Below are 16128 nucleotides of genomic sequence, written 5' to 3'. Positions count from 1 at the left end.
GCTCGCGAGGGGGTTGTCTTGGGATCGGGATAAAACCCTCTGCAATCAATGGCATCGGGATCCACTTCCAAAACAGCCGGCCTGCAAACGAATGCGTAACGGTTATGAATCACTCAAGTGACAAAAAAATGTCGCCTCTAAACCGTCTCGCTCTCCTCCCCTCCAGCACTTCTTCGCCCTGTGTCGAAAAGTGAATGGAACTTTCCTAAACCCTGTTGATGCGCCCGAGAGCTAATAAAACAAAGGGTTTCGCATTGAACAATGTGCTGGATTTTTCGGGGCGCATAAGTTTTTTTTGGCATAGCCCTTATGAAAAATTTTTCTTAGCTACGCTTCAGGATGTTCTTAGCTCTGTTGTTACAGGCATGAAACGGTTTCATCTAAAAATATCGTCAAAAAAATGGCGACCGCTAAGCACCATCAGGAATCAGGGAGATGCACCCATGCGCGTTTTAACCCCTCTTTGCAGTGCGATTCTGCTGGCCATAGCCTGCACTTCTCAGGCTCAGGCGATGTCATTGACCGAGGCGATCCAGAGCACCATTGCGACCCACCCGGAACTGGCGTCGCGGGTCGATGCCCGGCTGTCGGCCGATGAGCAGGTTAAAGTCGCCAAAGGGGGCTTTTATCCATCGGTGGATTTGAACGCCGCCTACGGGCGAGGCTACAGCGATAACACCACCACCCGGTCGCGGGGCAATCACCACACCGAAATCCTCACCTACACCCAGTCAGAACTGCGTCTGCGGCAAATGCTGTTCGACGGCTTCAACACCTCCAACGAGGTCGCGCGCACCAAAGGCGTGGTCAACTCTCGGGCGTATTACGCTCAGGGCACCGCCCAGGACCTGGCCCTGCGCACCATCGAGGTGTATCTCGAAGTGCTCAAGCGCCGCGAACTGGTGACCTTGGCCAAGAACAATCTGCAAGCGCACATGCGGGTCAACGATCAGATCGGCCTGCGTACCCAGCGTGGGATCGGCAGCAACGCCGACGCCGACCAATCCACCGCTCGCCGGGCGCTGGCGCAAAACAACCTCGACACTGCTGAAGTCGATCTGGCGGATGCCGAGGCGAATTTCTACAGCGTCGTGGGGCGCATGCCCGATGAGCTCGAAACGCCGCCGTCGACCCGCGGCGAAGTGCCCGCCACTCTGCCGGAAGCCCAGCAGAGCATGGTGGAAAACAACCCGTACCTGAAATCTGCCCAGGCCGATGTGCAATCGGCCGAAAGCCAGTACGAAGTCGCCAAGTCGCCGTTCTACCCACGCTTCGACGCTGAAGCGGCCGTGGGCGCCAATAACAATGTGCAGGGCGATCAAGGCCATGACAACGAATGGCGAGTGGGTGTGGTGATGAACTACAACCTGTTCCGTGGCGGCAGCGACAAGGCCCGGCTGGCCTCCGATGCGCACCAGATCAACCAGGCGATGGACATCCGCAACAACGCCCTGCGCCAGCTCAATGAGAACATCCATCTGGCCTGGAACGCCATGGTCAACGCCAAAAAGCAAACCCCGACCGCCCGTGAATACGCCGAAACCACCACCCGTGTACGGGCGGCGTATCAGGATCAGTTCGGCCTCGGCCAACGGACCCTGCTCGACTTGCTCGACAGCGAAAACGAGCTCTACAACGCCAACCGCCGCTATACCGAAGTGCGTTACACCGAGGAGTTCTCGATGTACCGCGTGCTGGCGAACATGGGCCAGTTGCTGAGTAAACAACGCGTGGTGCTGCCCGCCGATGCGATCGCTTCCACCGAAGTGAAAAACGAAGCGCGCTTGCCTGAACTTAAATGAAGTAACGCCGTGTAGGAGCGATCAATGTGACCAGCATGGAAACCGGCAACACGGGTGTCGATCCGCGCCTGAGCTTCGATGATCCGCTTCTGGACGGCCTGTTGATTCTCTGCAAACTCCACGGCGCGACGGTCAGTCGCGCCAGCCTGAGTGCCGGGCTGCCAATGGCACACCAACGCTTGAGCCTGGACCTGCTGCCGCGCGCAGCGGCCCGGGCCAGTTTGCAGGCGCGGGTGCTGCGCCGTGAGCTGGCGGATATTTCCGCGCTCAACCTGCCGGTGATGCTGATCCTCAACCATGGCCGCTGCGCAATCTTGCGCCGATGGGGCGATGACGGGCAGGCGCTGATCCTGCCGAGCGAAGCCGACGGCGGAGAACAATGGGTCAGCACGGACGAGCTGGCCGCCAGCTACAGCGGCCAGGCCTTGTTCGCCCGGCCACGGCATGAACTCGAAGACTTGCGCGCGCCGCTGGTGCCGCGAGTCGAGGCGTGGTTTCGCGACACGCTGAAACTGTCGAAATGGCTGTACAGCGATGCGATTCTGGCGAGTTTTCTGATCAACCTGCTGGGCCTGATGGTGCCGTTATTCGTGATGCAGACCTACGACCGGGTGGTGCCGAACCAGGCCACTTCAACCTTGTGGGTGCTGTCGATCGGCCTGCTGATCGGCACCGGTTTCGAACTGGTGCTGCGAGTGGTTCGTGCGCACTTGCTGGACACCGCCGGGAAGAAAACCGACGTGATTCTTTCGGCAACTCTGTTCGAACGCATCACCGGCATGGCGATGAAAGCGCGACCCGCGACCATCGGTGGTTTCGCCCAGAGCATTCATGATTTTCAGGGCCTGCGGGAGTTCCTCACCGCCGTCACGCTGACCAGCCTGATCGACATGCCCTTCGCCGTGCTGATGCTGGTGGTGATCGGCCTGCTTGGCGGCTGGCTGGTGGTAATTCCACTGCTGGCCTTCCCCATCACGATCCTCTTCGCCATGGTGATCCAGGCGCGCCTGCGCGACACCGTGCAGAAGAGTTTGAGCCTCGGCGCCGAACGCCAGGCCCTGCTGATCGAAACCCTCGGCGGCCTGGAAACCCTCAAGGCCTGCAGCGCTGAAAGCGAGCGCCAGCACAAATGGGAAAGCACCCACGGCGCCCTCACCCGCCTCGACAGCCATGCGCGCAACCTCTCGGCGCTGGCCACCAACGGCACGCTGTTCATTCAGCAGTTCTCCGGCATGGCGACCATCGTCGCCGGGGTCTACAGCATCATCGCCGGCAACCTCAGCGTCGGTGCGCTGGTGGCGAGCTACATGCTCGGCAGCCGCGTACTCGCGCCGCTGGGGCAGATCGCCGGGCTGATCACCCGTTACCAGCAAGCGCAACTGACCATGAAAAGCACCGATTCGCTGATGTCGTTGCCGCAAGAGCGCGACGCCAAGCAGCGGCCGCTGGAGCGCACGCAACTGCAAGGCGCCCTGGACGTCAGCGGCGTAACGTTCCACTACAACGGCCAGAACGCCCCGGCCCTGGCTAACGTCAGCTTCAGCATGAAGCCCGGCGAGCGGATCGGCATCATCGGCCGCAGCGGCTCGGGCAAAAGCACGCTGGCGCGGCTGGTGATGGGTTTTTATGCGCCGGAAGAAGGTCAGTTGCTGCTCGATGGCCTGGACCTGCGGCAACTGGACGTCGCCGACCTGCGTCAACAGATCGGCTACGTCGCTCACGACCTGCCGTTGCTGGCCGGCAGCCTGCGCGACAACCTGACCCTCGGCGCTCGCTACATCAGCGATGCCCGGATGCTCGAAGTCGCTGAACTGACCGGTGTCACTGAACTCGCGCGTCAGCATCCACAAGGTTTTGATCGGCCAGTGGGCGAGCGCGGTCAGTTGCTGTCGGGCGGCCAACGCCAGGCGGTGTTGCTGGCGCGTGCGTTGCTGCTCGATCCGCCGATCATGCTGCTCGACGAACCCACCAGCGCCATGGACAACAGCAGCGAAGAGATCCTGCGGCAGAAACTCCATGGCTGGGTCCAGGGCAAAACCGTGCTGCTGGTCACCCACCGCACCTCGATGCTCAGCCTGGTGGATCGGCTGGTGGTGCTGGACAACGGGCGGATCGTCGCCGACGGCCCGAAAGAAGCGGTCATCGATGCATTGCGCAAGGGCCGTGTCGGCTCTGCGACGGTTTAGGAGCGCCCACTCGATGCCAATACATAACCTGTGGCGAGGGGGCTTGCCCCCGTTCGGCTGCGAAGCAGTCGTAAACCTGCCAGCTCGATCTGTCTGATACAACGGGGTGAATGGCTTTGGGGCCGCTTCGCGACCCAACGGGGGCAAGCCCCCTCGCCACAGGTTATGTATTTACCTTATTTCTCTTAACTGACGGGTATCGCCTCATGTCTGCTCAAACACCGGATTCAGCGACCCGAAGCTACTTCGGCAGTTTCAGTAAAAGCGCCGAGAGCGAATTCATGCCGGAAACCGCCGGTGCCTCGTTGCAGGATTCGCCGCGTTGGTCGCGGATTACCGTGTGGCTGGCGGCGGCGCTGCTGATCACCGCGCTGGTCTGGGCCAAATTCGCCGTGTTGCAGGAAGTCACCATGGGCGAAGGCAAGGCGATTCCGTCGAGCAAGATTCAGGTGATCCAGAACCTGGAAGGCGGCATCGTCACCGAGATCTTCGTGCGCGAAGGGCAAATGGTGAACAAGGGCGACACCTTGCTGCGCCTGGATGACACGCGATTCCTGTCGAACAAGGGCGAAAGCGAAGCGGACCGCTATGCATTGATCGCACAGGTCGAACGACTGTCCGCCGAAGCGGAAGGCCGGCCGTTCAAGCTGTCCGCGGAAGTGATCGCCAAGGCGCCGCAAGTGGCCGAGGACGAACGCTCGCTGTATGAACAACGCCAGCGCCGACTGGCCAGCGAACAACGCACGCTGACTGAACAACTTCGGCAAAAAACCCAGGAGCTGGCGGAATTCCGTTCCAAACAGGGGCAGTTCAGTTCCAGCCTGGCGCTGCTGCAACAGGAGATGAACATGTCGGCGCCACTGGTGGGCACCGGGGCGGTGTCGCCGGTGGAAATCCTGCGGCTCAAACGTAGCGCGGTGGAAATCCGCGGCTCGCTGAACGCCACGACCCTGGCGATTCCCCGGGCGGAATCGGCGATCAATGAGATCAAAAGCAAGATCGACGAGTCCGAACAATCCTTCCGCTCCGACGCGGCGAAAGAGCTGAATGAAAAACGCACCGACCTGTCGAAAATCACCGCCACGAGCATTGCCATCGACGACCGGGTGACGCGCACCACTGTGGTGTCGCCGGTTCACGGCATCATCAAAGTGCTGAAGGTCAACACCATCGGCGGCGTGGTTCAGCCGGGCAGCGACATGGTGGAAATCGTGCCCCTGGAAGACAACCTGCTTATCGAAGCCAAGGTGCGGCCACAGGACGTGGCGTTCCTGCACCCGAGCCAGAAAGCCATGGTCAAGTTCAGCGCTTATGACTACACGATTTATGGCGGGTTGAGTGCCAGGCTTGAGTTGATCGGGGCGGACACCATTACCGATGACAAGGGCAACAGTTTCTATCTGATTCAGGTCAGGACCGACAAGAATCACTTGGGCGGGGATGTGAAACCGTTGCTGATCATTCCGGGGATGGTGGCGACGGTGGACATTATTACCGGGGAGAAAAGTGTGCTGGATTACTTGCTTAAACCAGTGCTGAAAGCGCGGACTGAGGCGATGCGGGAACGGTAGACATTCTCCGAAGGCGGCAGCAGTGATTGATCATCCGCCTTCGCGGGCAAGCCCGCTCCCACAGGTTTAGCGGTGTTCGCAGAATTTGTATTCGACACGGACACTGTGGGAGCGGGCTTGCCCGCGAAGAGGCCCTTAAAAACAACAATTATTTCGGCCCATGATTACGCTGAAAAACCTCCTCCCCCATCGCCGCAATCTGCCCCTCGATCAACGCCTCGAACGGCTTTAATAACGGCTCGAAACTGCTCGGTGCTTCGACGGTCTGCAACGCCTGCACAATTGCCTCAACCGTCGACAACGCCCCTGGCCCCGGCGCCTTGCGCAAGCGATAACGGGACACTCCGCCCTCGGCCAGGGTCACTCTGGGCAACGCCGCCAGCAATGGATTGAGGTGCAGCATTTTGCGCGCCTTGCGCCAGGTGCCGTCCGGGACGACCAGCAACAACGGTTCATCATTGGCTGTGTAGGCCTGCAACGGTTGCGCATCTTCACCGGGAAACAGCAGTCGTGCCTGATAGCCCGGCCGATTCAACAACGCCGGCAAATCCTCGAACACCTCGCCCACGATCAACTCGGCATTTTTGAGCCCCAACGCCGCCAGCCGCGCGGTGTTCAGTGCATGATTCACTTCACTCGGATGCTGCAACAGCAACACCCGCGTGCGGCTGTCGAGGCTCGGGATCAGCGGGCACAGGCAGTGAGTTTGCGGACGCAGGCAGCGTGGGCAATGGATTCTGGACATTTTCTTAAGCCTGATTGAGCTGTGCTTTGAGCAAATCACGGAAGGTCTGGATCAGCGGTTCGCGACTGCGGCCACGGCGCACGATCATCGAAAACGGCGCCTGATAACCGAACGTCGCCGGCAGCAGCACGCGCAAATCCCCCTTGTCGACCCAGGCCTGGGCGTAGTGCTCCGGCAGGTACCCGATGTAGGCGCCAGACAGCACCAGAATCAATTGGGCCTCCATACTTTCCACAGTCGCCGCGCTGTGCTTGAAACCGTGGCGCGCCAGTTCGGCCTGACTCCAATAGCCGCGACCGACCATGCGCTGCTGGGTGATGACCTGCTCGGGGATGCGCCGCTCGTTGAACAGCGGATGACGGCTGCTGCAATACAGCCAGTGCTGTTCGCGGTAGAGCGGCATGTAGACCAAACCGCTCATACGCGTGGAAAAGGCACCGATGGCCAGGTCGAGGCGGTTGTCCTGCACGCCAAGTTGCAGTTCGTAGGGGCTCATGACCGACAAGTGCAAATGCACCGCCGGGTGTTCCTGACTGTAGGCGCCGATGGCTTCGGCGAACGGCAAGGCCTTGTCGCTGACGGTAGAGTCGATCACCCCCAGGTTCAACGTGCCGCGCAGTTCGCCTTTGAGGGCGGCGGCGTATTGTTCAAAACCTTCGAGTTCGGCCAACAGACGCAGGGTTTCCTGATGGAACAGCTCGCCCTTGCTGGTCAGGCTGAAACCACCGCGACCGCGATGACAGAGCACCAGGCCGAGGGCCGCTTCGAGTTGGCTCATGTAGGTGCTGATGGCCGACGTCGAGAGGTTGAGCTCGTGCTGGGCGTTGGCGAACCCCTGATGACGGACCACGCTGACGAAGATGCGCAATAGTTTCAGGTCGGGTAAAGCGTTGGCCATGGGGAGGCTCCATTGCAAGGTAGTGCATGTTGCTTTTGTGGCGAGGGGGCTTGCCCCCGTTGGGTTGCGCAGCAGCCCCAAAACCATTCACCCCGGTGCAATCAGACAGACCGAGTTGGCAGGTTTACGACTGCTGCGCAGCCGAACGGGGGCAAGCCCCCTCGCCACAGTGATCTCCCTCGCCACAGGGGTTCGGTGCATGGTGGGGAGTCTATCTTCCCGCCCGCCATTAGTTTAGAAAAATCTGAACTAAGTATTTGCCTGTAGCGATTCTTCCCGGCCACTGCATTTCGCAGAATCGGCCCACAGCGGTACCCGTCTCTCCCCGAGCGGCTTACCTGCATAAATAAAACAATGACGATGAGGCCTTACCCGTGGACAAGATTCTTCACCAACCACTGGGCGGCAATGAAATGCCGCGCTTCGGCGGCATCGCCACCATGCTGCGACTCCCCCATTTGCCCTCCGCTGCCGGCCTGGACGCTGCCTTTATCGGCATCCCGCTGGACATCGGCACGTCCCTGCGCCCCGGCACCCGTTTCGGGCCGCGTGAAATCCGTGCTGAATCGGTGATGATCCGCCCGTACAACATGGCCACCGGCGCTGCGCCGTTCGACTCGCTGTCGGTTGCCGACATCGGTGACGTGGCGATCAACACCTTCAACCTGCTGGACGCCGTGCGGATCATCGAAGAGGCCTACGACAATATCCTTGAACACGATGTAATCCCCCTGACCCTCGGCGGCGATCACACCATCACCCTGCCGATCCTGCGTGCCATCCATAAAAAGCACGGCAAGGTCGGCCTGGTGCACATCGACGCCCACGCCGATGTGAACGATCACATGTTCGGCGAGAAAATCGCCCACGGCACCACCTTCCGTCGCGCTGTAGAAGAAGGTCTTCTGGATTGCGACCGCGTAGTGCAAATTGGCCTGCGGGCTCAGGGTTACACCGCTGATGACTTCAACTGGAGCCGCAATCAGGGCTTCCGTGTGGTGCAGGCTGAAGAATGCTGGCACAAGTCCCTGGCACCGCTGATGGCCGAAGTGCGCGAGAAAGTCGGCGACGGTCCGGTGTACTTGAGTTTCGATATCGACGGCATCGATCCGGCCTGGGCACCTGGCACCGGCACCCCGGAAATCGGCGGTCTGACGACCATTCAGGCGATTGAAATCGTGCGCGGCTGCCAAGGCCTCGACCTGGTCGGCTGCGATTTGGTAGAAGTCTCGCCAGCGTACGACACCACCGGCAACACCTCGCTGCTGGGCGCCAACCTGCTGTACGAAATGCTCTGCGTACTGCCAGGCGTAGTCCATCGCTGAGGATCGGTCATGAACCAACGTGATCAGGTACTCAACGCTGCCGCCGAGCTGGTGTCGGCCTTTGCCCGTAACGATCGCGAAGCTTACTTCGGCGCATTCAGCGTCGATGCCAGCTTCGTGTTCTACACCCTCGAGCAGCCCCTGCTGTCGCGCGATGCCTACCAGGCGTTGTGGGACACCTGGCGTGCCGAGGACGGCTTCGAGGTGTTGTCATGCACCTCGAGCAACGCCTTCGTCAGCCTGCAGGGTGACGTGGCGATTTTCATCCATGACGTGGCCACCGAACTGCGCATGCAAGGGGAGCAACACTTCAGCCAGGAACGCGAGACGATTGTTTTCAAGAAACAGGCGTCTGGCCAAGAACAACAAGGCCTATGGCTGGCCTGCCACGAACATTTGTCCGCAATGCCGGAAGGGCTGCCACCCCCTTAGCCAAGGTGACGCTCACACACGATGAGCGCGCCTTTATGATCGGAGCAGATCATGAATAACAACAACAAAGACCAAAGCCTTACGCACATTGAAACCTACGGGGTCGAACAGATCCCGGACAACGAACGCACCGCAGGCCCGACGGACTTGTTCCGGATGATCTTCGGCGGTTCCAATACCTTCGCCACCGCCGTGCTCGGCAGTTTCCCGGTGCTGTTCGGCCTGTCTTTTCAGGCGGGCGTCTGGGCAATTGTGCTGGGCGTGTTGCTGGGCTCGCTGATCCTCGCGCCGATGGGCCTGTTCGGGCCACTCAACGGCACCAACAACGCTGTGTCGTCCGGTGCGCACTTCGGCGTGCACGGGCGGATCGTCGGTTCGTTCCTGTCGTTGCTGACCGCCATCGCCTTCTTCTCGCTCTCGGTGTGGAGCTCGGGTGATGCGTTGATCGGTGGCGCCAAACGCCTGATCGGCCTGCCGGAAACCGACCTGACCCTGGGCCTGGCCTACGGTCTGTTCGCGATCCTGGTGCTGACGGTGTGCATCTACGGCTTCCGCTTCCTGCTGTGGGTCAACAAGATTGCCGTGTGGAGCGCCAGCCTGTTGTTCCTGCTGGGCGTCTTCGCCTTCGCCGGCCCTTTCGATGTGAACTACGCCGGCAGCGTCAGCCTCGGCCAACCGGGTTTCTGGGCGGCTTTCATCGGCGCTGCGCTGGTGGCCATGAGCAACCCGATTTCCTTCGGCGCGTTCCTCGGCGACTGGTCGCGCTACATCCCGCGTGACACCTCCAAGCGCCGGATCATGGCCGCCGTGGTGATCTCGCAGATCGCGACCTTCATCCCGTTCCTGTTCGGCCTCGCCACTGCCACCATCGTGGCGATCAAGGCACCGGACTACATCGCGGCCAACAACTACGTCGGCGGCCTGCTGGCGGTGTCGCCGAGTTGGTTCTTCCTGCCGGTGTGCCTGATTGCGGTGATCGGCGGCATGTCCACCGGCACTACCTCGCTGTATGGCACCGGGCTGGACATGTCCAGCGTATTTCCACGGGTGCTGTCGCGGGTTAAAGCCACGCTGCTGATCGGTGTGATGTCGATTGCCTTCATCTTCATCGGGCGCTTCGCGGCGAACCTGGTGCAGAGCGTGTCGACCTTCGCCGTGCTGATCATCACCTGCACCACTCCGTGGATGGTGATCATGATCATCGGCCTGCTGGTGCGTCGCGGCTTCTACTGTCCGGATGACCTGCAAGTGTTCACCCGTGGCGAAAAAGGTGGCCGCTACTGGTTCACCCACGGCTGGAACTGGCGTGGCCTGGGGGCCTGGATCCCGAGTGCACTGGTGGGTCTGTGTTTCGTGAACCTGCCGGGGCAGTTCGTGGGCGTACTGGGCGATCTGGCGGGCGGCATCGACATCAGCCTGCCGGTGACCCTCGGCCTGGCGTCTCTGGTGTACCTGGCGCTGCTGAGCCTGTTCCCGGAATCGGCTGCGGTGTTCGGCCCCAACGATGCACGCAGTAAGGGCACGGATTCGCTCGGTAAACCGGCGATTCGACAAACCGCCTGATGCAACGCATTACCTGTGGTCAATGCATTACCTGTGGGAGCGTGGCTTGCCCGCGAAGAACGATGACGCTGTCTGCCTGACAGACCATGGCGTCCCCATCGCGGGCAAGCCACGCTCCCACAGGAATCGATGCACTCACAGGGATTGATTTTCGCCTCACCATAAAAAAAACAATCGGAGACACGCCATCATGGCTTTGGATTTATTCGTCGTTCTCATATACGCCGCCGCGATGCTGGTGCTCGGCTACTTCGGCATGCGCAAGGCCAAGACCAACGAAGACTACCTGGTCGCCGGTCGTAACCTCGGCCCGACTCTGTACATGGGCACCATGGCCGCGACCGTGCTGGGTGGCGCGTCCACCGTCGGCACCGTACGCCTGGGCTACGTCCACGGCATTTCCGGTTTCTGGCTGTGCGCCGCGCTGGGTTGCGGGATCGTCGCGCTGAACCTGTTCCTCGCCAAACCGCTGCTGAAGCTGAAAATCTTCACCGTCACCCAGGTGCTGGAAAAACGCTACAACCCGATGGCTCGCTCGGCGAGCGCGGCGATCATGCTGGCGTACGCGCTGATGATCGGCGTGACCTCGATCCTGGCGATCGGCACCGTGCTGCAAGTGCTGTTCGGCCTGCCGTTCTGGATTTCGGTACTGCTCGGCGGTGGCGTGGTGGTGGTCTACTCGGCCATCGGCGGCATGTGGTCGCTGACCCTGACCGACATCGTCCAGTTCGTGATCAAGACCGTGGGTCTGATGTTCATCCTGCTGCCGATCTGCCTTTACCGCGTCGGCGGTTGGGATGAGTTGGTAATGAAACTGCCGGCAGCCGCCTTCAGCTTCACCACCATCGGCTGGGACACCATCATCACCTACTTCATGATCTACTTCTTCGGGATCCTGATCGGCCAAGACATCTGGCAACGGGTGTTCACCGTCAAGACCGCCAAAGTCGCGCAATACGCCGGTACCTTTGCGGGCATCTACTGCATCCTCTACGGCCTGGCATGCGCGCTGATCGGCATGGCGGCTCACGTGCTGATCCCGAACCTGGACAACGTCAACAACGCCTTCGCCGCCATCGTCAAACTGTCGCTGCCGGACGGTATTCGTGGCCTGGTGATCGCTGCGGCCCTGGCCGCCATGATGTCCACCGCCAGCGCCGGCCTGCTCGCCGCGTCCACCACGCTGACCGAAGACCTGCTGCCGAAACTGCGCGGCGGTAAGCCGTCGAGCCTGGGCATCAACCGCCTGTTCACCCTGCTGACCGGTTTCGTGGTGCTGGGTATCGCGCTGGTGGTCAACGACGTGATCAGCGCGCTGACCCTGGCTTACAACCTGTTGGTAGGCGGCATGCTGATCCCGCTGATCGGCGCGATCTTCTGGAAACGCGCAACCACCGCCGGCGCTATCGCCAGCATGGGCCTGGGCTTTGCCACTGCACTGTTGTTCATGATCAAGGACGGTATGGACGCCAACACCCCGATCTACTACAGCCTCGGCGTGGGCCTGGTGAGTTTCGTGGTGGTCAGCCTGCTGTCCCGTCGCCCGGCTCCGGTGGCGAGCGCCGCCTAAACTTCCTACAACGACTTGATGCTTTCTTCGGCGGGTGTGGCGTCGGTTGCCACACCCGTTTTTTTCGTCCAGAGAAAACCTTTGATGAAGATTGTTTCTCGCAATCAGTGGTTCGAGGTTCTGCGCTCGATGATTGACGAGTGGCAACGCCAACACGCCTGAAGCCTGCTGTACTCAGCTTCAGGGACCTCACAACGCTCTCGAAGAAGGACCTCATGACAAGAGCCGCCGTTCGTGCCGCCGTGCATCATCACATTCGCCGCCTGCTGGAAAATCAGGATGACTTCGACGACAACACCAACTTGGTGCAGTTGGGATTGGATAAGGAAGATATCGAAGAGCTGATCTTCCGTCTGGAGGATCAACTGGGATTGACGGCGTTCAGCGCCGAAGAAGACCGGATGCTCAAGACCGCCAGGACGGCGAATGATTTGAGCCGGTTTTTGATTGAGATCGGGCGGTATTGAAACGGATTGCTAAATACATCCGATGGGCCGAATGAACCTCTGCGGCGAGGGAGCTTGCTCCCGCTCGATTGCGCAGCAATCGCAAGCTGCACTCGCGCTCAACCTGACCCACCTGAGTGGCGATGAATGGGGCCGCTGCGCGCCCCAGCGGGAGCAAGCTCCCTCGCCACAGGTGATTTGCCAGACTTACCGGCGGCGCTGCTGGCGTCGACGTTGTTCGTCGTCAGTGCGAATAGGCACGGGTTGCAGAGGCGGTTCAATCAAACCGAGTGCGACACCCAGGTCATGCAGCCAGTTTTGGATTTTCTCTTTCATGATGCCCCCCTTCAGGGTCGTGCCGAGCGGCCGAAGTTCTGTAGCCCCTTCGCACTGATAATAGTCCGAAGTCCTACGCAATGCTCGTCCAAGATCGCAATGATCTGTTACTGAATTGATCCAAATCCTTGGACGTTGGTTCAAGAAATTGCCTGGGCCTGGACCGTTGTCGACGGATACACCGCCTGCTGCTGCTCGATCCACGCATTCAGGTTGGCCCCGACCATGCCTTTGCGCCACATCAGCCAGGTGGTCGCGCTGGCGAACGGCTCGACCAACGGGTGCACCGCCACGCTTTCGCGCCCCGGCAGGCTGGCGAGCATCGACTCCGACATCAGCGCTACGCCGGAGCCGGCAATCACGCAAGCGAGCATCCCCGGATAAGACTCGATCTCCATGGCTCGGCCCATGGCCGCGTGATCATGGGCGAACCAGGCTTCCAGGCGCATCCGATAGGAACAGCCTTGGCGGAACGTGAACACCGAACGCCCTTCGACATCCAGCGCACTGTGCACCGGCGGATGATCGGCCTCGCTGATCAACACCAACCGTTCGTCGCACAACGGCACGCCGTCGAGCCCGGCCAGTTCCAACGGACCGTCCACCAGCGCCGCATCGAGGCGCCCGGTGAGCACCCCTTCGAGCAGTTCACCGCTGGGGCCCGACTGCACTTGCAGGTTCACCGCCGGGTAGCGGCGGTGATAGCGCGCCAACAGCTCTGGCAAGTGAATTGCGGCGGTGCTGTACATGGTGCCCAGTACGAAATCCCCGGCCGGTTGCCCGCCCTGCACCGCCGCGTGGGCTTCGTCGTGCAAGGCGAACAGCTTGGCGGTGTAGTCCAGCAGGACTTTTCCCGCAGGCGACAACTGCAAACGCTGACGCTCGCGTACGAACAATTCGACACCGAGTTGCTCTTCGAGCTGCTTAAGCCGGGTCGACAGGTTGGAGGGCACGCGATGCAGGCGTTCAGCGGCTCGGGTGATGGAGCCCTCCTGCGCCACTGCCTGGAAAATCCGCAATTGGCTGAATTCCACGCCATTCTCCAAATCAGAACAAGTTTCTCACTATTATTCATTTTTAAAGAAAGTCAATCAGTCCTAGCCTGACGGTCATTGATCCTCGAAACGGAACTCAGACCATGTCCCCTCTGATTCGCTTAACCGCCAGCTTTATTGCATTGATGATGGCCATGGGCATCGGGCGCTTCGCCCTGACACCGCAACTGCCGCACTTGCTCAGTGAAGGCCAGATCGACCTGACCGCCGCCGGTCTGATTGCCGCCGCCAACTACCTCGGCTACTTCGTCGGCGCGGTGGATGCGATGTTCGCCCGTCGCCCCGATCAGGTTCGCGGGCGGTTGCTCGGTGGTTTGTGGTTGTGTGTGCTGCTGACCCTGGCCTCGTTCTGGGCCACCGGGTTCTGGTCGCATCTGGCGCTGCGCTTCGGCACGGGCGTGGCCAGCGCCTGGGTGCTGGTGATGATTACCGCGTTGAGCCAACCACTGGCAGCGGCGGCCGGTCGTCCACGGCTCGGCGCGCTGGTATTTGCCGGACCGGGTCTGGGGATTTTTCTGACAGGGTTGTTGGCCTTGGGCTCGAACCTGCTGGGGCAGACGTCCGCAACCTTGTGGCTGGTGTATGCCGCTGTCGGGCTGGCGATGCTGCTGGCGATTCTGCCGTTCCTGCCGCAGCCGGCCGCCCCTTCAACGCTGACATCGCCTGTCGCCACGCCGGGTGCCCAAGGCGTCGGACGTTTACCGGTGATCTACGGTTTGTACGGTTTGGGCTACATCATCCCGGCCACTTTCCTCTCACAAATGGCCAGCGCGCAGTTCCATGGGCAATGGCAAGCCGATCTGTTCTGGCCGTGTTTTGGCCTGGCAGCGGCGACCGGGGTCGTGTTGGTGAGCCTGCGTCGGCACTCCCCGAACGCGACTCGGCACTGGCTGATGGCTACGCTGTGGCTGCAAGCCATCGGCGTATTTGCTTGCCTGTTGGGCAGCGGTGCCGGCCTGGCGCTGGGGGTGATCCTGTGTGGCGGGCCGTTCCTGGCCTGCATGCAACTGGTGATGCAGCGCTCCCGGGAACTGGCGCCCCACGCCACCCAGCGTAACGCCGGGCTGCTGACCGCGTGCTTCGCCGTGGGTCAGCTCAGCGGGCCATTGTTGGCGGCGCTGAGCAGCCATTTCAGCGGTGGCTTGCAACCGGCGCTGGTGATCGCCGGTAGCGGTTTTATCATTGCCGCAGGCCTGTTGCTGCGCCCGGTCAGGGTTGCCCAAGTGCTTTGCGCAAACGACGGCGCACCCACTGCTCTGCGCTCACAAAAGTGATCCCGAGCAGAACCAGCACCGCACCAATCACAAAGTTCAGACTCAGCTCTTCGCCCAGCAGCACCACGCCGAACGTGACGCCGAACAACGGCGTCATGAACGAAAACACCGCCAGGTTCGCCGCCAGATAACGGCGCAGCAGCCAGAACCAGGTCAGGTAACTGAAGAATGACACCACCAAACCCTGAAACAGCACACTGGCCACCGCCACGGGAGTCAGGCTGACATGGGTGACCTGGCCGCTGAGGATCGCGATCAGTAGCAGACCGACGAAGCCAACGATCAGTTGATAAAACAGCGTCAGGGTCACCGGCGCTTCCGACAGGCGCGAGGCACGCACCACTACGGTGGTCGCGCCCCATGATGCGCCGGCCAGCACGCCCAGGGCATCGCCCATCAACATGCGGTGGTCGAGGTTGTCCCAGGACACGCCACCGGCAAACGCAATGGCAATGCCGACGAAGGCGAGAAAAATCCCCAGCCACTGCACCGGCCTTAAGCGCTCGCTCGGCAGCAGCCAATGCACGCCCAACGCGGTAAAGATCGGCGCGGTGTAGAGAAACACCGACATGTGCGCCGCTGTGGTCAGTTGCAGACCTTCGGCAATGAAGAAAAACTCCAGGCCAAACAGCGCGCCGGCCAGCAAACCGCCACGCCAGGTAGCGCCGACCTGATCCCAACCGCCCTTCCAGCAAATCAACAATCCTACGAGCAACGCGGAAATACCTGAGCGCCCCGCCGCCTGCATGACCGGTGCGATGTCGGGCGCGGCCCATTTGATCATCACCTGCTGCACACCCCAGATCAGGCACAGCCCGACCATCACTTGCAGGGCAAACCCATCGGCGCTACGCCGGGTGGCGCTCACCGGAACACCTCGATAACACCATTCATGGCAGTGGCTCGACAGTAAAAGCAAAGCCCC

Annotated in this window: 14 protein-coding genes; 9 read left to right on the top strand and 5 right to left on the bottom strand. The window is 61.0% G+C overall.

Features of this window, described 5'->3' with window-relative positions; genetic code table 11:
• Positions 1–443: 443 nt before the first annotated feature.
• The 3 genes from J3D54_RS16035 (at position 444) to J3D54_RS16025 (ending at position 5559) form a co-directional block, all read left to right on the top strand.
• Entirely contained in the window at positions 444–1802 is a 1359-nt protein-coding gene (locus J3D54_RS16035; protein ID WP_253419937.1) for a TolC family outer membrane protein, read from the top strand.
• Positions 1803–1828: 26 nt separating this feature from the next.
• Positions 1829–3988, top strand: a complete 2160-nt coding sequence (locus J3D54_RS16030) for a type I secretion system permease/ATPase (protein ID WP_253419935.1) — start codon at positions 1829–1831, stop codon at positions 3986–3988.
• Positions 3989–4194: 206 nt separating this feature from the next.
• Entirely contained in the window at positions 4195–5559 is a 1365-nt protein-coding gene (locus J3D54_RS16025; protein WP_253419933.1) for an HlyD family type I secretion periplasmic adaptor subunit, read from the top strand.
• 148 nt (positions 5560–5707) lie between these two features.
• On the opposite strand, the gene J3D54_RS16020 is transcribed toward J3D54_RS16025, so the two are convergent.
• Both J3D54_RS16020 and J3D54_RS16015 read right to left on the bottom strand, forming a co-directional pair.
• Entirely contained in the window at positions 5708–6304 is a 597-nt protein-coding gene (locus J3D54_RS16020; protein WP_253419931.1) for a tRNA-uridine aminocarboxypropyltransferase, read from the bottom strand.
• Positions 6305–6308: 4 nt separating this feature from the next.
• Positions 6309–7202 (bottom strand): LysR family transcriptional regulator, encoded by an 894-nt coding sequence (locus J3D54_RS16015; RefSeq protein ID WP_253419929.1) that lies wholly within the window; start codon positions 7200–7202, stop codon positions 6309–6311.
• A 374-nt stretch (positions 7203–7576) separates the two neighbouring features.
• Between J3D54_RS16015 and speB the strand changes: the two genes are divergently transcribed.
• The 5 genes from speB (at position 7577) to J3D54_RS15990 (ending at position 12559) form a co-directional block, all read left to right on the top strand.
• Entirely contained in the window at positions 7577–8527 is a 951-nt protein-coding gene (gene speB / locus J3D54_RS16010) for an agmatinase (protein ID WP_007942156.1), read from the top strand.
• Positions 8528–8536: 9 nt separating this feature from the next.
• A complete protein-coding gene (locus tag J3D54_RS16005; protein ID WP_253419926.1) occupies positions 8537–8959 on the top strand; it encodes a nuclear transport factor 2 family protein in 423 nt (140 codons plus the stop codon).
• A 51-nt stretch (positions 8960–9010) separates the two neighbouring features.
• Positions 9011–10522: a cytosine permease gene (locus J3D54_RS16000; protein ID WP_253419923.1), complete on the top strand. Its 1512-nt coding sequence runs from the start codon at positions 9011–9013 to the stop codon at positions 10520–10522.
• A 190-nt stretch (positions 10523–10712) separates the two neighbouring features.
• The gene (locus J3D54_RS15995) at positions 10713–12092 is read left to right on the top strand and encodes a sodium:solute symporter (RefSeq protein ID WP_253419919.1); all 1380 of its coding nucleotides are present in this window, start codon (positions 10713–10715) and stop codon (positions 12090–12092) included.
• Between the two features lie 215 nt (positions 12093–12307).
• On the top strand, positions 12308–12559 hold the full coding sequence (locus J3D54_RS15990; protein WP_253419917.1) for an acyl carrier protein: 252 nt from the start codon (positions 12308–12310) through the stop codon (positions 12557–12559).
• A gap of 186 nt (positions 12560–12745) precedes the next feature.
• On the opposite strand, the gene J3D54_RS30335 is transcribed toward J3D54_RS15990, so the two are convergent.
• Positions 12746–12874, bottom strand: a complete 129-nt coding sequence (locus tag J3D54_RS30335; protein ID WP_007914492.1) for a PA1414 family protein — start codon at positions 12872–12874, stop codon at positions 12746–12748.
• Between the two features lie 140 nt (positions 12875–13014).
• Entirely contained in the window at positions 13015–13908 is an 894-nt protein-coding gene (locus J3D54_RS15985; RefSeq protein ID WP_253419914.1) for a LysR family transcriptional regulator, read from the bottom strand.
• Between the two features lie 104 nt (positions 13909–14012).
• Here J3D54_RS15985 and J3D54_RS15980 point away from each other — a divergent pair, with 104 nt between their 5' ends.
• A complete protein-coding gene (locus J3D54_RS15980; RefSeq protein ID WP_253419911.1) occupies positions 14013–15203 on the top strand; it encodes an MFS transporter in 1191 nt (396 codons plus the stop codon).
• Here J3D54_RS15980 and J3D54_RS15975 read toward each other — a convergent pair.
• A complete protein-coding gene (locus J3D54_RS15975) occupies positions 15139–16071 on the bottom strand; it encodes a DMT family transporter (RefSeq protein WP_253419908.1) in 933 nt (310 codons plus the stop codon). The two genes, J3D54_RS15980 and J3D54_RS15975, sit on opposite strands and share 65 nt — an antisense overlap.
• Positions 16072–16128 lie beyond the last annotated feature (57 nt).

The sequence above is a fragment of the Pseudomonas sp. GGS8 genome, from assembly GCF_024168645.1.
In the GTDB taxonomy this organism is placed as follows: domain Bacteria; phylum Pseudomonadota; class Gammaproteobacteria; order Pseudomonadales; family Pseudomonadaceae; genus Aquipseudomonas.
The sequence above is the reverse complement of the archived record's forward strand: the minus strand, read 5'-3'. Positions and strand labels throughout refer to the sequence as shown.